16 protein-coding genes and 1 pseudogene are annotated in these 19,303 nt (G+C 49.6%); 8 read left to right on the top strand and 9 right to left on the bottom strand.

What is annotated here, in order from left to right; all coding sequences use genetic code 11:
• Positions 1–377: 377 nt before the first annotated feature.
• The 3 genes from xseA (at position 378) to pssA (ending at position 3,654) form a co-directional block, all read left to right on the top strand.
• Positions 378–1,739: an exodeoxyribonuclease VII large subunit gene (xseA, locus tag Q320_RS0104335; protein WP_027467990.1), complete on the top strand. Its 1,362-nt coding sequence runs from the start codon at positions 378–380 to the stop codon at positions 1,737–1,739.
• A 167-nt stretch (positions 1,740–1,906) separates the two neighbouring features.
• Positions 1,907–2,200 (top strand): hypothetical protein, encoded by a 294-nt coding sequence (locus Q320_RS0104325; RefSeq protein WP_027467988.1) that lies wholly within the window; start codon positions 1,907–1,909, stop codon positions 2,198–2,200.
• Positions 2,201–2,310: 110 nt separating this feature from the next.
• A complete protein-coding gene (gene pssA / locus Q320_RS0104320; RefSeq protein WP_027467987.1) occupies positions 2,311–3,654 on the top strand; it encodes a CDP-diacylglycerol--serine O-phosphatidyltransferase in 1,344 nt (447 codons plus the stop codon).
• A gap of 133 nt (positions 3,655–3,787) precedes the next feature.
• On the opposite strand, the gene Q320_RS0104315 is transcribed toward pssA, so the two are convergent.
• From Q320_RS0104315 to Q320_RS0104305, 3 genes are read right to left on the bottom strand one after another with little or no spacing between them, the layout of a single operon-like run.
• The gene (locus Q320_RS0104315) at positions 3,788–5,218 is read right to left on the bottom strand and encodes an efflux transporter outer membrane subunit (RefSeq protein WP_051534460.1); all 1,431 of its coding nucleotides are present in this window, start codon (positions 5,216–5,218) and stop codon (positions 3,788–3,790) included.
• Between the two features lie 3 nt (positions 5,219–5,221).
• Positions 5,222–8,353 carry an efflux RND transporter permease subunit gene (locus Q320_RS0104310; RefSeq protein ID WP_027467985.1) on the bottom strand — a complete coding sequence of 1,044 codons (3,132 nt, stop codon included), beginning with the start codon at positions 8,351–8,353 and terminating at the stop codon, positions 5,222–5,224.
• 11 nt (positions 8,354–8,364) lie between these two features.
• On the bottom strand, positions 8,365–9,558 hold the full coding sequence (locus Q320_RS0104305) for an efflux RND transporter periplasmic adaptor subunit (RefSeq protein ID WP_027467984.1): 1,194 nt from the start codon (positions 9,556–9,558) through the stop codon (positions 8,365–8,367).
• A 174-nt stretch (positions 9,559–9,732) separates the two neighbouring features.
• On the opposite strand from Q320_RS0104305, the gene Q320_RS0104300 reads away from it, so the two are divergent.
• Positions 9,733–10,338 carry a TetR/AcrR family transcriptional regulator gene (locus tag Q320_RS0104300; protein WP_027467983.1) on the top strand — a complete coding sequence of 202 codons (606 nt, stop codon included), beginning with the start codon at positions 9,733–9,735 and terminating at the stop codon, positions 10,336–10,338.
• Between the two features lie 8 nt (positions 10,339–10,346).
• Here the strand turns inward: Q320_RS0104300 and Q320_RS0104295 are convergent, their stop codons facing one another.
• The 4 genes from Q320_RS0104295 to Q320_RS22095 form a co-directional block, all read right to left on the bottom strand.
• Entirely contained in the window at positions 10,347–11,087 is a 741-nt protein-coding gene (locus tag Q320_RS0104295) for a LytR/AlgR family response regulator transcription factor (RefSeq protein ID WP_027467982.1), read from the bottom strand.
• A gap of 232 nt (positions 11,088–11,319) precedes the next feature.
• Positions 11,320–12,375: a sensor histidine kinase gene (locus Q320_RS18415; protein ID WP_169734430.1), complete on the bottom strand. Its 1,056-nt coding sequence runs from the start codon at positions 12,373–12,375 to the stop codon at positions 11,320–11,322.
• Between the two features lie 212 nt (positions 12,376–12,587).
• Positions 12,588–12,791 (bottom strand): LiaI-LiaF-like domain-containing protein, encoded by a 204-nt coding sequence (locus Q320_RS18410; protein WP_051534458.1) that lies wholly within the window; start codon positions 12,789–12,791, stop codon positions 12,588–12,590.
• Positions 12,792–12,803: 12 nt separating this feature from the next.
• Positions 12,804–12,932: a hypothetical protein gene (locus Q320_RS22095; protein ID WP_281174224.1), complete on the bottom strand. Its 129-nt coding sequence runs from the start codon at positions 12,930–12,932 to the stop codon at positions 12,804–12,806.
• 360 nt (positions 12,933–13,292) lie between these two features.
• Here Q320_RS22095 and Q320_RS18405 point away from each other — a divergent pair, with 360 nt between their 5' ends.
• Together Q320_RS18405 and Q320_RS0104270 are read left to right on the top strand one after the other, a co-directional pair.
• Positions 13,293–13,880, top strand: coding sequence for a metal-dependent hydrolase (locus Q320_RS18405; RefSeq protein ID WP_051534457.1), 588 nt, complete (start codon positions 13,293–13,295; stop codon positions 13,878–13,880).
• 60 nt (positions 13,881–13,940) lie between these two features.
• Positions 13,941–15,149 (top strand): hypothetical protein, encoded by a 1,209-nt coding sequence (locus Q320_RS0104270; protein ID WP_035852271.1) that lies wholly within the window; start codon positions 13,941–13,943, stop codon positions 15,147–15,149.
• Positions 15,150–15,207: 58 nt separating this feature from the next.
• On the opposite strand, the gene Q320_RS20585 is transcribed toward Q320_RS0104270, so the two are convergent.
• Complete coding sequence (locus Q320_RS20585; protein WP_051534456.1) at positions 15,208–15,966, bottom strand: outer membrane lipoprotein; 759 nt, start codon at positions 15,964–15,966, stop codon at positions 15,208–15,210.
• 310 nt (positions 15,967–16,276) lie between these two features.
• Between Q320_RS20585 and Q320_RS0104260 the strand changes: the two genes are divergently transcribed.
• Positions 16,277–16,699: a hypothetical protein gene (locus Q320_RS0104260; RefSeq protein WP_027467980.1), complete on the top strand. Its 423-nt coding sequence runs from the start codon at positions 16,277–16,279 to the stop codon at positions 16,697–16,699.
• Between the two features lie 195 nt (positions 16,700–16,894).
• Positions 16,895–17,623 (top strand): annotated as a pseudogene (locus Q320_RS0104250) (YoaK family protein); the annotation flags it as partial.
• Between the two features lie 253 nt (positions 17,624–17,876).
• On the opposite strand, the gene Q320_RS0104245 reads toward Q320_RS0104250, so the two are convergent.
• Positions 17,877–18,248, bottom strand: coding sequence for a glutathione S-transferase N-terminal domain-containing protein (locus Q320_RS0104245; protein ID WP_027467978.1), 372 nt, complete (start codon positions 18,246–18,248; stop codon positions 17,877–17,879).
• Positions 18,249–19,303: the final 1,055 nt, after the last annotated feature.

Below are 19,303 nucleotides of genomic sequence, written 5' to 3'. Positions count from 1 at the left end.
AGCTAAAAGTTTTGTGGCAAGGCGCAGAAGTCGCTGTCAGTACTTTAAGTGCAGCAAGGTGATACAAGGATGCAAGAAAAAGTTTGCTGATCAACAGATCGCACAAAATCTGCCGCTAATGATCCGCTAAGTCGCAGATATTATTCAGATTTTTATATTTACCCACTATTACTGTGGATAACTTTGTGGGGAAGTTTCAAAAAGCGCACTAAAACCGCCATTTTTGCCACTTTTACACGCGCTGCACGTTTTTTATACAAAACATATTAGTTCAATAAAATCAACAACTTAAACACAATTCATTAACTACAACTTTCAATCTTAATGCCAAGTGGCTTAGAACAAGGATTTTGTGGATTATTCAAGGTTAGAATCGCGTGAATACTGATTTGTCAATAGCCCAAAGCAATGTAGTTTCTGTCACACAACTGAATAAAAGAGTACGTACACTGCTAGAAACGGGTTTACCGCAACTGTGGGTGGCCGGTGAAATTTCCAATTTCAAGCGTTACGATTCGGGGCATTGCTACTTCAGCTTGAAAGACGCTGGCGCGCAAGTGCGCTGTGTGATGTTTCGCAATCGTGCGGGGCTACTCGATTTTCAGCCGCGCGAAGGGCTGCAAGTCGAGGCGCGTGTCGTCGTGACTTTATATGAAGCGCGTGGCGACTTTCAGCTCACCGTCGAAGCCATGCGCCCTGCAGGGCTTGGCGCGCTGTTTGAGCGCTTTGAAGCGCTGAAAAAACAGCTCGCTCTCGAGGGGCTGTTCGATCAAGACAATAAGCGCCCGCTACCCAAATATCCCAAAGCGATTGGCATCGTCACCTCCCCCGCCGCCGCCGCCCTGCGTGATGTACTGGCCACGCTGGCACGCCGCACGCCCAATACGCCGATTATTTTGTACCCAACCCCCGTGCAGGGCTTGGATGCCGCACCGCAAATCGCCAAAGCCATCCGCACCGCCAGCGAGCGTGATGAAGTCGATGTACTGATTGTGTGTCGTGGTGGCGGCAGTTTGGAAGACTTGTGGTCGTTTAACGAAGAAATCGTCGCCCGCGCGATTGCCGCTTGCAATATGCCCGTGGTCAGCGGCGTAGGCCATGAAACTGATTTTACGATTTCGGACTTTGCCGCCGATCTGCGCGCGCCAACGCCGACCGCCGCTGCAGAATTGGTGAGCCCGAATCGGCAAGAATTACTCAATCTTTTGCATCATCAGCAACAACGCTTGGTGCGTGCTTTCGAACGGGATTTGCACAATAAGATGCTGCAGCTGGATCAACTGGGTCGCCGCTTGCAGCATCCGGGACAAAAATTGGCACGGCAAAGTGAACAGCTGCAATATTTGCGCCAGCGCTTGCAGCACAGCCTGCAACAACAAATGCAGCAACGCAGCCAAAAACTACTGCGCCTGCGAATGAGCTTGGCGCATCAACGGCCAAACTTGCAACGCAGCCGCTCGCAACTAGAGCAACTCAGCCAGCGCTTGCAACGTGCGATGCAGCGACAGATCGAAATCAAACAACAGCAAATTGCGCAAGCCACGCTCAAACTCGAACCTTGGAATCCACAAGCGGTCTTAGCGCGCGGCTACGCTTTGCTCAGCCGAACCGACGGCAGCTTGGTGCGCCACGCCACAACAGTCCGCGCCGGTGAAGCTTTGGCAGTGCAATTTGCCGATGGCAGCATCACGGTGAATGTGAGCCAAGGCGTGCAGCAGCAACATGAATTGCCGATTTAATCTACGGCAAAGCAAATCTGTGATTTTATTCATGCCAAAGCAGATACAGATTCAGACAGAGCATCAGGTTTTTTCGAAAGATGCTGCAAATATTATCGAATGGTCTTCTCTTGAAAACCCAGTAAAATTGAAAGCTTGTAGAAACCTTAAGCTAAGGAAGTCCAAAGATGCCTAAATATCAATTTTTCAAACTGGAACAAGCAAAAGGTGACAATTATCGCTGGCTAGCGATGGCAGAAGACTCTTTTTTAGTGCAAAAAGAACAACTCCTCAGTCGTGGTTTTGAAGTCATCGGCGATGTGATCTATGCCGAAACCGAGCAAGAAGCAGTAAGGCTTTTCAATAGCGGCATGACTTATCCGCTTCAGGAATACAATCTATCAAGTCCTATGGGTGGGTTGGTCTATGCCGTTAAGGCTTTAGCAGAATCAGCGAGGGATCGACTCAGCAAAAAGACTTAAAGATCATCAAAAGCCTGCTTTTTTTAACGCCCCCTTGCAGGTGGGGCTGCGCTTGAAATTAAGCCCACCGCCCCAATATGTCACCGATATCGATCCTCTCGTAGGTCCGCATGCTATTTGAATCTCCCCGCTCATTTTTACGTGCCCTGCCCAGCTTTCCACAAGCCGCTGTCGATGTTGAAATTTTGTCATCGACGGCACAATTTCGCACTCGCCTACTCGAACAAATCGCCCAAGCGGAACAGCGCATTTATATTGCCGCCTTGTATTTGCAACAGGACGAAGCCGGTGCCGAGATTCTGGCCGCGCTGTATGCCGCCAAAGCGCGTCAGCCCAAGCTCGATATCGCAGTGCTGGTTGATTGGCATCGTGCGCAGCGTGGCTTGATTGGCGCTGCGGCGCAGTCGGGCAATGCGGGCTGGTATCAACAAGAAGCCCAACAGCACAATATCGAAGTACCGATTTATGGCATACCGGTGCAAACGCGTGAACTGCTCGGCGTGCTGCATTTAAAAGGTTTTATCATCGACGACACGGTGATTTATAGCGGTGCGAGTTTGAATAATGTGTACCTGCACGTTGGTGATCGCTACCGTGCCGACCGCTACCATTTGCTACGCAATTCTTTGCTGGCCAATGCGATGGTGCAATTTATTCAAGACGCGCTACTGAGCCAAACTGCGGTTCACCGACTTGATCGCGCCCCGATTCCGAGCACCAAAGATATTCGCAGTACCATCCGCCACTTTCGCCAGCATTTAAAAGCCGCGCGCTACAACCTCAGCGGTAGTAGCCAGCAACAGCAGCAATTGGCCATTACGCCGCTGGTCGGCGTGGGGCAACGCAACCCGCTCAATCGGCTGATCGTCAAACTCATCAGCGCTGCCGAGCAGCACATCACTATTTGCACGCCCTACTTTAATTTGCCGCGCAGCGTCACCAAAGCGATTAAACAGCAGCTTAAAAAAGGCATCACCGTCGACATTATCATCGGCGACAAAACCGCCAACGATTTTTACATTCCGCCGAGCGAGCCATTCAAAACCATTGGCGCGCTGCCGTATTTGTATGAAATGAACTTGCGCCGTTTTGCCAAAGCCCAGCAAAGCGCCATCCAAAGCGGGCAGCTAAATATTTTGCTGTGGAATGATGTGGGCAATAGCTACCACTTAAAAGGCATTTGGATCGACGACGATTATCAATTGCTCACCGGCAACAATCTGAACCCGCGCGCGTTTAGCCTCGATTTAGAAAATGCGCTACTCATTCACGATCCACAGCACGAACTCGCTGCCAGCGCGAAAATCGAGCAAAACCAGATTCGGCAACATACGCAGCGCATCACACACTATCGTGAGCTGGAAACACTGATCGCCTATCCCGAGAAAGTAAAAAAACTTCTGACTCGACTTTCCCGAATCCGCGCAGATCGTTTGCTATCGCGCTTCTTATAAGTAGGGTATTTGCTTGTAGCCTTTATTGAATAATTGCTACATCGCAATACCCATCAATATTGAGATTCATATAAAGCAAATAAAAACCCCGCAGAATGCGGGGTTTTTATTTTTCGCTACAACTTCAACACGATCAATACAGCGCCAGCGCCTTATACAAACCAATCTGATTGGCCGCCTGTTGTTGCTGCAAATTAATCATCACCAATTGCGCGGCATAGTAGCTGCGTTTGGCGATCAGCACTTCCAGAAAGCCCGATACGCCTTTTTGGAAACGCGCCTCAGCGATAGTTAGCGCTTGCTGACTGGATTTCAGTACCCGCGCTTGCGCTTGCAATTGTGCGCTGTCGCCGTCGATTTGTACTAAACCATCCGCCACTTCACGAAAACCACTTTGAATCGCTTTTTCATAATTCGCCAGCGCCAAATCACGCTCGACTTTGGCTACGTCCAAATTCGCTTGATTGCGGCCACCGTCAAAAATCGGCAAATTGATTTGCGGCATAAATAGCCACGCACCACTGCCCGCCTTAAACAAATTACCCAACTCAGCACTCGCCGTTCCTGCATTCGCTGTCAACGTAATGCTAGGGAAAAACGCGGCACGCGCTGCGCCGATATTGGCATTAGCCGCGCGCAATTGTTGCTCGGCTTGCAATACATCAGGGCGTTGCAACAATACACTGGATGCCAAATTAGCAGGAATGCTCGGCACGCCAGGTACAGACTGCTCTTGCCAACCCGCAGGCAAACTGGCGACCTCAACCGGCGCGCCAACTAAGAGTTGCAAGGCATTACGCGCTTGCTGCATTTGGCTTTTAAAACGTGCCACATCCACCGCAGCACTTTCCTTCAGCGTTTGGGCTTCGCGCAAATCTAGCTCGCCGATGACGCCCACCGCAAAGCGCCGCTCAATCAGCGTGAAAGATGCTTGCCGACTCTCTAAAGTGGCTTCGGCGACCTTCAAGCGTTCTTGCTCGGCAGCCAAGCTATACCAGCCATTCGCCACATTCGCAATCAAGCTCAAACGCGCGCTGCGCTGCGCTTCTGTCGTTGCCATATATTGGCTTAAAGCGGCTTCATTTAGATTTTTCACTCGACCAAAAAAGTCCAGCTCAAAACTCGTAATACCCACATTCGCACCGTAAGAGCGAGCGATATAGGAATCCGCTGCGCCTGAAGATGTCGTTGGAATCCGTTGATTCGTGCCGCTACCTTTGGCATCCACGCTAGGCCAACGCTCAGCATCGCTCAACTGATATTGCGCCCGAGCTTTACTCACATTGAGCATCGCAATTCGCCAGTCACGATTATTTTCTAGTGACTGCACAATCGCTGCTTGCAATTGCGGATCAACAAACACCTGCTTCCATTGATTAACATCATGGGTATTGGCATGAAGAGCTTCTTTATCAGAGCCTTTATTAATATACCCATCGGCATTTACAAAACCAGCCGGAACAGGCGCCATCGGCTGCTGGTAATCCGGTGCCAAATTGGCGCAACCTCCCAACAGCGTGAGCATTACCGTGGCCATTACGCCATATTTCATTTTTAGCTGCATGTCTTACTCCTGCTCGCTGGACTTAGCTTGAATTTTGCGGCCGCTAAAGCGACTGCGTACCCAAACAAAGAACACCGGCACAAAGAAAATCCCCAGTACCGTGGCGCTAATCATGCCGCCCAATACGCCAGTACCAATCGCATTTTGACTGCCTGAACCCGCGCCATTACTGATCACCAGTGGCAATACACCGAAAGCAAACGCCAATGAAGTCATCAAAATCGGCCGCAAACGCATCCGAATCGCATCCAGCGTGGCGCTGATTAGATCTTGCCCTTGTTCATGCAGATCTTTAGCAAATTCAACAATCAAAATCGCGTTCTTCGTCGCCAATCCAATCGTTGTCAGCAAGCCCACTTGGAAATACACGTCATTCGATAAACCGCGCCCCGTTGCCGCCAATAAAGCACCAATCACGCCCAAAGGTACGACCAACATCACCGCAAACGGAATTGACCAGCTTTCATACAAGGCCGCCAAACATAAGAAAACAATCAACAAAGACAGCGCATACAAAGCGGGAGCTTGATCGCCCGATTCACGCTCTTCTAGTGACAAGCCCGTCCACTCGTAACCAATTCCCGGCGGCAATTTAGCAATCATCGCTTCCATCGCCAGCATTGCATCCCCTGAGCTTTTGCCCAGAGCCGCAGCGCCTTGGATATTGATCGTTGGCACGCTGTTATAGCGGTTCAGCAATGGCGGGCCGTATTCCCAGCTCGTCGAAGCAAACGCCGAGAACGGCACCATCTGGCCATTGGCATTACGAACCTGCCAGTCATTTAAGTTTTCTGGCTGCATACGGAACGGTGCATCGGCTTGCAAATACACTTTTTTCACGCGGCCGCGATCAATAAAGTCATTCACATACGCCGAGCCCCAAGCGGTCGACAAGGTTTGATTGATATCAGAAATACTCAAACCCTGTGCCGTGGCTTTGCTTTGATCGATATTCAAACGCAATTGCGGTGAATCATCCTGCCCATTCGGGCGCACCGCGACGACATTTGGATCTTTCGCGGCCATGCCCAGCAGCATATTGCGCGCTTCCATCAATTTGGCATGACCCACACCGCCGCGATCTTGCAATTGCAATTCAAAACCGCTGGCATTACCCAACTCAACAATCGCTGGCGGTGCAAATGCAAACACCATCGCTTCTTTGATCTGGCTAAACGCGCCCATCGCACGGCCCGCAATTGCGCCAACACCCTGCTCCGCGCCGCGCCGCTCAGACCAATCTTTAAGCTGCACAAAGCCTAAACCGGCATTTTGCCCACTACCACCAAAGCTAAAGCCAGCAACCGTAAAGATTGATGCGACATTATTGGCTTCATCTTTCAAAAAGTGATCTTCTACTTTTTTCAGCACTGCCACGGTTTGCTCTTGTGTACTGCCTGGTGGCAACGTCACCATCGAGAACAAAATCCCTTGATCTTCTTCGGGTAGAAACGATGTGGGCATCCGCACAAAGAGCACGCCCATCACCGCCACAATCACCAAATAAATGACCATATAGCGACCCGTGTGCTTCAACCAGCGCCGCACCACATTCTGATAACGCAGATTGTTGCGATCAAACATGCGGTTAAACCAACCAAAGAAACCGGTTTCGCCGTAAGTGTGACCTTTTTCAATTGGCTTGAGCAGCGTCGCGCACAGCGCTGGCGACAATGTCATCGCCACCAGCACCGACAGCAACATCGCCGCGACGACAGTCACCGAAAACTGGCGATAAATCACGCCGGTCGAGCCACCAAAGAACGCCATCGGCACGAACACCGCCGACAGCACCAGCGCAATGCCGACCAGCGCGCCAGTAATCTGATCCATCGATTTGCGCGTGGCTTCTTTGGGCGACAAGCCCTCTTCGCTCATCACGCGCTCAACGTTTTCGACGACGACAATCGCATCATCCACCAGCAAACCAATCGCCAACACCATCCCGAACATCGTTAGCGTATTGATCGAAAAGCCCAGCGCCGCCATCACACCAAACGTACCGAGCAAAACCACCGGCACTGCAATCGTTGGAATCAAGGTCGCACGGAAATTTTGCAGGAATAAATACATCACCAAAAACACCAACACCATCGCTTCTAGCAGTGTTTTCACTACTTCTTCGATCGAAATCTTCACGAATGGCGTCGTGTCATACGGGAAAACCACTTGCATTGACGTAGGGAAATAGGGCTGCATTTCCGCAACTTTGGCACGCACTGCATTGGCAGTCGCCAGCGCATTCGCCCCCGTTGCCAGCTTCACCGCCAGACCAGTGGCCGGTTTACCGTTAAAGCGGCTATCGATCGAATAATCTTCGGCACCCAGCTCAATAAACGCCACGTCCGATAGGCGAACCTGTCCGCCATTGGCATTACTTCTGAGCAAGATGCGGCCAAACTCTTCCGGCGATTGCAAACGCGTTTGCGCGATAATCGCGGCATTCAAGCGCTGCCCGACAACCGAAGGCGCACCGCCTAACTGGCCGCCAGAAATCTGCGCGTTTTGCGCTTTAACCGCGCTAACCACATCCATCGTCGTGAGCTGATACTGGCTCAGTTTGATCGGATCCAGCCAGATTCGCATTGCATATTGCGCACCAAACAATTGCACATCACCAACACCATTCACACGGCTCAACTGATCTTGCAAGTTGGCCGCCACATAATCGGCCAAGTCAGTGCGGCTTAAACTGCCATCGCTCGACACAAAACCCAGTACCATCAAAAAGCTGGATGATGATTTTGAAACGCTAATTCCTTGCGATTGCACTTCTTGCGGCAATCTTGGCATCGCCAATTGCAATTTGTTTTGCACCTGAACTTGGGCAATATCAGGATCGGTACCGGCTTCAAAACTCAGCGTGATATTCACACTGCCGTTTTGATCGCTACTTGATTTGATATAGCGGAGGCGGTCAATCCCCTGCATTTTCTGCTCAATCACTTGCGTGACCGAATCTTCCACTGTTTGCGCCGAAGCACCTGGGAACATCGCAGAAATCGTTACTGCTGGTGGCGCCACCGCAGGATATTGCTCAACGGGCAGACTACGGATCGACAACAATCCAGCCAGCATAATAATCAGCGCAATCACCCATGCAAAAATGGGGCGATCAATAAAAAAACGTGCCATGAAAAAACTCCTTAATGTGCTACAGCTGGCGCTGAAGCGACTGCACTGGCACCATTGGGTATTGCTTTATCAAGCTTGGCTGCTATAGTCTTCACGGCAATACCGGGTTGAATTTTTTGCAAACCTTCAACAATAACGCGATCACCGGCTTTCAAACCTTGGCTGACCAACCAGCTATTGCCTATCGTGCGATTGGCCGTCACGGTGCGCGCCTCTACTTTATCGCCAGCCCCCACCAACATCACTCGAGCTTCACCCGTCGGCGTGCGGCTCAACGCTTGCTGCGGCACCAAAAGCGCATCTTTCACTTCGGCCTGCTGCAAACGCGCGCGAACAAACATGCCCGGTAATAAATCATGCTGAGGATTCGGCACCAACACGCGCAAGCTCACCGACCCCGTCCCCGCATCCACTGTCACATCAGTGAATTCCAATTTGCCTGCTTCTTTGTGCAAGCTACCATCTTCCAAAATAATACTCACCGGGATCCCCGATTTGCCGACCAAATGCCCGAATTCGCGCTTCAAACGCAATAACTCGGCACTCGACTGGCTAATATCGACATACATCGGATCGAGTTGCTGCACTGTCGCCAAAGGCGCGACCTGACCCACGCTCAATAGAGCCCCCTCGGTCACCGATGATTTGCCAATCACGCCACTAATCGGTGAGGTAACTCGGCTATACGTTAAATTGATTTTCGCGCCATCCACAGCCGCTCGCGCGGCGGCGACATCGGCTTGCGCCTGCTGCTTCGCCGCTTGGGCATCGTCAAATTCTTGCTTGCTCACACCATTGATCGCAACGAGGTCTTTATAGCGTTCTGCTTTAAGTTTCAGGGTTACCAAACTGGCTTCAGCCCGATCCAAAGTTGCTTTTGCGCTATCAAACGCCGCTTGATACACCTCGGGATTGATTTGATAGAGCAATTCACCAGCTTTGACATTGCCACCTTCGGTAAACAAGCGCTTTTGCACGATGCCGCCCACTTGCGGGCGAATTTCTGCCACACGGTAAGGGCTGGTACGACCGGGTAATTCGCGTTCGATTTGTTGCGCCGTCGGCTGAATCGTCACGATACTCACTTCTGGCGCGCCGCCCTGCCCGCCCGCTCCGGATTTGTCGCCGCCACTGCACCCTGCCAATATCACACCGAGCGCCACTAAAGTCAGCGCTTGCGGTAAAGCTCTAAGCTTGGTTTTCATATTTTTTCTCACTAGTTAGGGTCTATTAACCCTGAGCCCATCTTGAGCGACGCGAACAGCCGCCCATTAAATTAGAATGAACGTTCATTCTATAATACTTTGTGACAATGAAACAAGCGGGTACAATGCGGAAAATATCGCAATTGCATCTTCATCAATTCTGTGTACAAAGCCATGACAAACAACACTCAAGCTAACCCGCCCTGTAAAACCGAAGTGCGCCGCAATCAAGTTTTATGCGCGGCGGCACAGTGCTTTCGCCAATCCGGTTTTCATGGCGCCAGCATGGCCAATATCGCCCGCGCAGCAGGCATGAGTGTCGGGCATATTTATCATTACTTTGAAAACAAAGAAGCAATCATTGGCGCGTTTGTCACTTTCGAACAAGACAAAAACCGCCTTATTTTGCAATCGCTGATTGATGCCGACAACACGATCCAAGCGATGCTCGATCATGCGGCCAGCGGTTTGGATGAAAGTATGGATGCGAAAAATATCTCGCTACAATTGGAAATTCTCACCGAAGCGACACGCAATCCAAATATCGCAGCAATTTTGCAAGAATCAGATCGTGAGCTTTGCGTGCTGAGCTATCAGCTCATGCTCAAAGCGCGTGGCTCTCTCAAGCCACTGCCCGTCGCCATGATGAATGCGCGCGCCGAAGCCATCATTGCGCTGTTTCAGGGATTTGGTCTGCGCAGCTTGGTGAGCCAGCGCCTAGAGCGCGATGAAGTGCTCACCGTGCTTAGACAAACGATTCAACATATTGTTGAACATTAATCACCTGATTACATCTGCTTAAACTGCGCCGCATGGCTGCGGCTCAGCGGCAATGTGGTGTCGCTGTCTTTCAGATAAATCGTGTGCCGCCCCAAAATGTCCTTTTCGATTTTGGCAATCGCAGGCAGGCAAACAATATAGCTACGATGTATTTGTGAGAATCGTTGCGGATTAAGCTGCGGCAGCAATTCTTTTAAAGAAGTACGAATCAAAAATCGCCCATTCGCGGTGACGACTTCAGTGTATTTCTCGGTCGCTTGAAAATAACGTACCTCATCAATGGCAATCAGCCGCGTCGTATCGGCCAAACTGACGGTCAACCATTGCAAATACGCCAGCGGCGGCGCTGCTAGCTCTCGACTCAGCCGCGCCAAATTTCCCTTCAAATCAGGGAGGCGAATATCGCGCTGCAAACGTGCCATACACTGCGCCAAACGCACATCGCTAACGGGTTTCAGCAAGTAATCGACCGCACAAGTTTCAAATGCCGCCACCGCATATTCATCAAACGCAGTCACAAAAATCACCCGTGTATCACGAATATTTTCCGCCACCTGCAAACCCGTCAAACCTGGCATTCGAATATCCAAAAATGCAAAGTCCGGCTGCAATTGGCTAATCTGCGCCAGCGCTTCAATGCCATTTTTTGCAATGCCGACAATTTCTAAATCCGGCCACAGCGTGCGGATGCGCTCAGTAAACGCCGCAATGAGTAGCGGTTCATCATCAGCAATGACGGCAGTCGGCATTTGAGATTCCCTAAAAATTAACAGCAAAAAAAATTGGAACACGAAAGGCACGAAAAGAAGAACAAAAAAAACACGAACAAAACAATGATGGGCTACGGCCATGTTGCCGCATCGCCAAAAAGACATTCAATAAGGGCCTAAGCCACCCTAGGAAATCACGGCCTTATTCATGTGTTTTTCGCTCTTCTTTTCGTGCCTTTCGTGTTCCCTGCTTTTGACTTTGTAATGTTAGTTATTTCATTTCCAACGGGAAAATCAGCTCAGCAATGACGCCGCTGGGTGTATTGGGGCGCAACACCAGCTGGGCTTGGCTGCCGTAGAGTTTATCTAAACGGGCGCGGACATTGGCTAAGCCGATGCCCGACTCAGTAACACTGCTTACGTCCAAACCCAAACCCGTGTCGCTCACGCAAATCCGCAATTGCTCGCCGTCTTGCTCCACGTCGATATCGATTCGGCCACCGATAATCGCCGGCTCGATACCGTGCTCAAGCGCATTTTCAACCAGTGGTTGCAGCAGCAGCGGCGGCAACGTGGCAAGACGTAAAGCTTCTGGTACGTTCAAGGAATATTGCAGTCGATCGCCCAAACGAACAGACTGAATCGCCAACAAAGCACTCACCAAATCAATTTCTTCAGCCAAAGTTGTTGTCGTTTGGCGAGTACGTTTTAGGCTGGCGTGCAGGTAATCATTCAAATGATTGAGCATGGTTTGCGCCATTGCTGGATCGCTGCCAATCAGGCTTTGCAAATTCGCTAAGGTATTAAACAAAAAATGCGGCTCGATCTGCGCTTGCAGCATTGCCAATTGCGCTGCGGTTTCGGCTTGCTGCACTTCAGCCAGCACGCGGCGCTCGGCTTCTAGCTCGGCACGATATTTTTGCGCATGAAACAGCACAATAAAAAAGGCACTGGCGCAACTTGAAACCAACACGGCAATCGCCACCCAGCGCCAAGCTTGCTCAGGCGTATGCAGCAAAATAGCCAATACATCCGACGCACCAAACAGTGAGCCTAGTTTAAACCCAGCCAATAAACTCGGCGGAGCAGCGATCGCCATCCGCCACGGCCAAGACAATTTATCACCCAGCCACCAAGACAGCAGCGTATTACTGCCCCAAATGCAAAAGCCGATGCAATTGGAAATAATCAGATTATCAATCAGCGTCGTGCGCTCGTCGATCAAGGTCAACAGCAGCGCAATCACCGCATTCACACCAAGTAATAACGGTAAATCAGTACGCCAGTTGCAAAAAAATCCAGCATGTTGGCGAATCAAGGTTGCCATAAAAATTCTCACAAAAAGTATTTCAGCTTGCCGTTTAAAACCTAAACCTTGAACCATAGAGAGTAGAACTCTGTACTCTTTATGCTTGAAGACTTGGATTTACTCTTTACCAATCACGGAAGAAATTTAATCACTAGAAAATACTGTGTACCGTGGGAACATCTGCCGCTGTTGGCGGCCGCCATGCTGATATTAATAGGATTGCGCCCAACTTAATCATTGGATTGCTCATTTTTATCTCGACCACTCGCGCAAAGCCGTGGACGAGAAAAATGATTAAGCCCGACAGCAATCAAAATCAACGGCCACCACGTCGCCCACAACTCACCCAAGTTCGGCCAAAAGCCAAGGTTATGCGCCAAAAACATCAGGCCCAAAACAATCAATAACAGCGGAGTAAACAATTTATGCTTCATGGTAAAAATTCCTTAGTCAGTGAATAAGTCACGAATCAATTTGATCTCGCTACTGTAGGCGATTGCTTTTTGCGCTGTTGGCACTTGCGATAAAGCGCTCATAGCCAGATTAAAGCGTCGATTTAAGGTATTGAGCGGCATTCAACCAAACTTTATTCTTAATTTTAACGTAAGAAATACAGCCTTCAACACACTTAAAGCAGCAAAAACCTCGATCAAAATTCGGAAGAATAGACACAAAATGTGTGTCGTGACGCCGAATACAGTGCGCGATAAAGCGAGAATTCACGCACGTCGCCCCCGCTACGCACGGCTATTTTGCTGAGGAAAAGGCATTTTTTAGCGATTTTCTGCGCTCAAGCCGAACTTGTCGCCAAAATCACACTCACATACTTACACCGACGATGTAATTTTCTGGTATCTTCACAGCCCCCTTAGTTTTCAAGGGTTCTATGCGTATACCACACGTATGGCACCCATTCATTGTGAGCAGGTACTCCCATGATGGCCCGCACCCACATTGCTTTTGCCGCCTTAATGATGGTGGCATGCAGTGTTGGCATTTTGCAGCGTATGCCGCAAGTGCATGAAGTCGCCCTCGCTGGCGCAGCTGGCCTCTTGCCCGATTTGGATCACCCCAAATCGACCTTTGGCCGCATCGTGCCCTATATTTCGATTCCGATTGCCAAGGTGTTTGGTCATCGCGGCTTTACGCATTCGCTGTTAATGGTCGCGGTGATTATTTGGCTGCTGCTCACGCACCGCGAACAGCAAAACATCCCGATTTTGCCCTTAGTCATTGGCTATTTTTCACACATTATTGGCGATCTACTGACGCCATCGGGTGTGCCGCTGCTGTGGCCGATTCGACAAAAATTTTCGCTGAATTTATTTAAGGCCGATGGTTGGGTCGAGCAACTGATTTATCGCGGCTGCTGGATTGGTGTGGGCTATTTTCTGTGGGTCGCGCTACAGCGCCCCGGCCACGCGTGGATACAACCAGCGCAAATGGCGCTGCAACGCTGGTGTTGGCTGGCGCTGGAACACAGCGCCGTGATGATCGTGCAATGGGTCAGGATTATGGCTTAAGCGGCTATCGCTCCAGTTCTGCTCTGCTAAGGTAAAAACAGCAACCCTTGGGGCAAAATCATGGCCAAAGCCACATCTTCCGCGTATTTCAGCGAACAGCTGTTAGCAGAACAAAGCAATTTTTCATTGGTGCTGGGCGGCCCGCTTTTTCAGCTCTTACGCCGCGCCCATCTGACTGACGATGCTGAAGGTCTGTTGTGGCGACGCATCATCGTGATTTCACTGCTCGCTTGGCTGCCGCTCTGCCTAATTACGCTGCTCAGCGGCAGTTGGTATCAAGGCGCAACCATTCCGTTTTTATATGATTTAGAAGTCCATGTGCGCTTTTTGCTCGCCATTCCCATCATGATTGCTGCCGAATTATTGGTGCATCGGCGCATGCGTAAAGTCGTGCAGCAGTTTTTACAGCGCCAACTGATTCCTAATGAGGCCATGCAACAATTTGAAACTGCGCTGCATTCTGCGTTTGAGCTTAGAAATTCCATCAAAGCCGAGCTGATTTTGATTGCGCTCGTTTACAGCGCGGGGATTTTTCTGTGGCGCAACGTCATGGTGCTCGATACCAATACATGGTACGCCCACCAAGGCGCTGAGGGTTTGAGCCTCACGCTGGCGGGCTATTGGTATGCTGGCGTCAGTCTGCCGATTTTTCAATTTCTCGTCGCGCGCTGGTATTACCGGCTCTGGATTTGGGCGCGATTTTTATGGCAGGTTTCCCGCATCAAACTGCAATTGCTGCCCAGCCACAGTGATCGCTTAGGCGGCTTGGCTTTTTTAAGCGGCACTTTTCATGCTTTCGCCCCGCTCGCCTTCGCGCACGGCACCATGCTGGCGGCGATGCTAGCCAATCGTATTTTCTATCAAGGCGCGGTGCTCACCGATTTCAAAATTGAAATTGTGCTGATGATCATCTGGGTGCAATTGCTTATTTTGGCGCCGCTACTGGTCTTTCGCCCGCAATTGGCGCAAGCCAAACGCGATGCACTGCGCGAATATGGCTTGCTGGTAATGCAGCACAATCGAGAGTTTGATCAAAAATGGTTTCGCTCTGGCAAACCCAAAGAATCACCCTTGGGCAATCCCGATATGTCGTCACTGGTCGATTTGGGCGCGAGTTTTGATGTCGTGCAAGCGATGAATACCGTGCCGATCAAAAAAGACGCCATTCTTTTTCTCGCCATCGCCACCGTTGCACCACTTATTCCACTGGCGCTAACGATGATGCCACTCGAAGAATTAGTCCGAAAATTATTGGGTTTAGTGTTTTAAAACGAAAAGCCCTTTCTGATGACAAGGAAGGGCTTTATTTCAAAATGCCTAACAAAACCTAGCGTTTTACGAGCTGTTTATTCTCTAATTTCACCTTATCACCTTGTTTGTAGCCATGATTGGGATTATCAAACGTCACCGTTTGCGTACTGCCATCGTCGAGCTTCACGCTGACTTCATAATATTTTTTATCATTCATTGCGCCCTCCACTTTATTGCCCGCATACGCGCCACCCAATCCGCCCACCACCATCGCGGCAGTCTTACCTTTGCCCTTGCCGATCAAGCTCCCCAAACCCACGCCCACTGCCGCACCGCCAATTTTCCCCATCCAAGTTCCCTCGCCGGGCTTCTCAACTTCGAGCACCTGAGTCACCACGCCGCACGTTGCACAAATCGCTTTTTTATCGCTGCTTGCAGGCGCATTCATCGCGGTTTTGAGCGAGGCTTTTTTCCGATTAGTGGCTTCGGTTTTGCACGTAGGCTGAGTCGCTTTATCCAGCTCTTTACACATCGATAACATTAGCTGGTAATCCGCTTCGATTTGTTTTTTCTGGCTGGCCAAATCGCCTTGATACACGGGCAGCGCTTCATTGCCTTGGCGCTTATTCCATAACGCCTGAAAACCAGCTTGGCGCTGCGTGGCAGCATCTTTTTTGCAATCGGCCTGCTCGCTCTTCTCAAACTCCATACAGACTTTCAAATCGCTTTTGTAATTGGCATTAATTTGCGCGCTTTCTGTTTTTAGATCGCTAGCTTGAGCGGTGCTAACAATGAAAAGGCTAGCTAAAATCAGCATCAATTTGGGATTACACATCAGAATTCTCCTTGGGTTTGGGGCAGGATTTGGCTTTAGCATAGCCATCAATTTCTTAAGTGCCAGCCGTATCCGGTGGTCGGTATTAGATGGCGTTTTGTCTGTATGAGGTCTAGCTTTTGAGGGCAATCAGCGCTTACACACGGCACAAGCGAATGACCTTAATGGCATAAAATTCACAATTTTTCTGAAATTGAGTGTTTTCTAAATTTTTTTCTGTGCGATAACAGACAGAGCAAATAAAGCAACTCAATTAAAATAAGCCACATCTTTTATGAATTAACTTCTACTCGCCCACAAGGAATTCAAAATGAATAAAAAACTCACTCTCAGTAAAATTGCGCTATTAATTTTAATTTCTAGCGCTTCATTTGCCGCAGACAATCATTTAGTCGCGAAACAAACCGCCCCATCCGGTGTGACTTATATCGCGGGTGGCGTCAGTGAAGAGCAGAGCCAGCAATTTGCACAGCTCAAACCACAATTTAATACTCAATTTACTTTTGCCGAACAAGGCTCTGGTGCTTATCTTGCCGATATTAAAGTGAACATCGTTAATACAGAAAATAAAACGGTGCTTGATACGCTAGTGCCGGGGCCATTTTTATATGTCAATCTTCCGAATGGCACTTACATTGCCAATGTAAGTGATGAAAATCAAACCCAGCGATTTAAATTTAAAATTGCATCAGGACAAAAAACGGTTCATTCGTTTTACTTTAAACAGCCATAAGGTTTAACGCGATACGCGAATCGCAATCAAAGATGCAGATGTTTAATTCAATCATCAATGCTAAAAATCAATACCGCCCATAAAGTTGTATTGTAAATTGAAGCCAGCGCCATGCCATACACTCGCCGCGAGCGAATGGCGTGGCGCAATAAGGGCCGGATTCATCTTTAAGCTTGCGGCAAACCGCGAGGCCGCATGCCATTCAAATATGCCAGAAACTTAGTGGGTCGCAAACGCTCCGCGAACAGCAATTACCACCTCGGGTTTACCCTCGCCTTTGTGGCTGGCACCATCAACGCGGGCGGCTTTTTGGCCGTACAGCAATACACCTCACACATGACCGGCATCGTTTCGGCGATGGCCGACCATTGGGTCTTTGGCGCTTATGATCTTGTACTCGGTGGCTTAGGTGCCCTGCTGTCATTTCTGGCTGGAGCCGCTGGCTCTGCAGTTTTGGTCAACTATGCGCGGCGGCGGCATCTATATAGCGAATTTGCGCTGCCTTTATTACTCGAAGCGCTGCTCTTATTGTGCTTTGGCTTTTTGGGCGCCAGCTTGGCGCAAATTGATGGTTTATTTATTCCTGTCACCGTGATGCTGCTGTGTTTCATTATGGGTTTGCAAAACGCGGTAATCACCAAACTCTCCAAAGCCGAAATCCGCACCACCCACATCACCGGCATTATCACCGACATCGGCATTGAGCTGGGCAAACTCGCCTACATCAATGCCAGCCATTCCCCTGCGCAGCCCAAAGTCATCGCCAATCGCGCACGCCTCAAATTACTCAGTGGCTTAGCCCTCAGTTTTTTTACTGGCGGCGTGATAGGGGCTTTAGGTTTTAAACATCTGGGCTATATCGCCACAGTGCCGCTGGCTTTGGCTTTAGTCACTTTGGCGCTCATCCCCGCCCATGATGATGTGGTTTTTGTTTGGCATCGTTGGCAAAGACAAACGCGGCGAAATAAAACTAAAGCATCAGCTTCGCCCTAGTCTTGCGCCTCACTTGAATTCGCTGGGTTGGATGCAAGGCGGTTCGCATCACTCAACTTGAAATAAATTCGATGTATTGCCTTCTAGGCTTTTTAGGTAAAGGCCTACCAGCAAATACACCCTATAAGGCGGATTCCAATATTAGGCCGCGCATACTTTCTGACCTGATGAATACCTTTGCGCCTTATGCATTTACTGGAGCGGCAAAACGTTGCTCCAAGTATTGAATGATACTTTTCGATTCGTACAACCACTGCACTTGCTGGTTTTCTTCGATCCGCAAGCAAGGCACTTGGACTTTGCCGCCCTGCTCGGCTAAGGCTGTCTTATGCTCAGCTTGTTTGGCATTGATGGTTTTAATATTCAGGCCTTGTCGTCGCATCGTACGGCGAACCTTGACGCAAAACGGGCAAGCCTCGTATTCGTAAAGCGCCAAAGATAGGGTTTGTTGATCCAACCAAGCTTGGCGCTCAGTCGAGTGTTGTGCTTTTTTCGGCGCGAATACCGCGTTTAAACCTAAGATACCCCGACCGATGACCCAACGTAGTGCGCGCATAAATTTCTCGATGATTCAATGACTTTTAAGCGCGCGATTTTATCCAATCGTGGGCGATTGGGCTATGGGTTTATTCCAGCACAGCGTTAGCAATAAAGCGGCGTATTCAAGAATAAGGTCGATGTATTGCCAGCTAGGCATTTTAGATAAAGAGCTGCAATCAAATACATCTACATCATCGGGTATCAAAAGCTGCGCGAATTACAGCGTTTTGCTCAAAATGTAAATGAACAGCGCAAACCAAACCCGCCAAAAACGTTATCCGACTTGATGATTTTAGGATTTAAAACTTTGAGATTTTTCAACATGGGGTCGGCGCTAATGCCGCGCGGCACCTACTTTTCTTTGCTTCGCCAAAGAAAAGTAGGCAAAAGAAAGGCGCCCCTAGTATCTGCGTCCGACTTCGTCGGATTCCCTCGCTGCGGACAATCGGGTCGGTTGCGCTCAAAACTCGTTCGGCCTCAAGTGCAAAAGCGTCGGCCTCTCTCAAACATTGATCGCAAAAACCCCGCCCCGCTTGTTCCTCGCTCGGCTTGACACAAGGGATCTCGCGCAGCTCAACAAGGTTTGAAATAAAGTTGATGTATTGCCAGCTAGGCATTGCAAATAAAAGCCCGCAAGCAAATACATCATACGTAGGGTGTCAAAATCTGCGCGAATTGCACCGTTTTGCTCAAAATGTAAATGAACAGCGCAAACCAAACCCGCCAAAAACGTTATCCGACTTGGTGATTTTAGGATTTAAAACTTTGAGATTTTTCAATGCGGGGTCGGCGCTAATGCCGCGCGGCACCTTGTATCTTGTTCAATGTGATGCTTAGCTAGTATCACATGAGGTGAAGTGAGCTTGAGCGGCACTTTAAGGCACAGACCTTGCAAGGTAGATTGAACCCTTCACCTTACTCCTTTCGCCAGTCAAGACACTGAACGGTAGCCAAGGGCTTTGACCCTGCATGTACAAGGCAAATGGGCGAATTGGGCATTTTAAAGGAGATTCTCATCATGTTTTACCTCGGTATTGATGTGGCTAAATCCAAACTCGATTGCTATTTATT

The sequence above is a fragment of the Deefgea rivuli DSM 18356 genome (assembly GCF_000620145.1).
GTDB classification, from domain to species: domain Bacteria; phylum Pseudomonadota; class Gammaproteobacteria; order Burkholderiales; family Chitinibacteraceae; genus Deefgea; species Deefgea rivuli.
The sequence above is the reverse complement of the archived record's forward strand: the minus strand, read 5'-3'. Positions and strand labels throughout refer to the sequence as shown.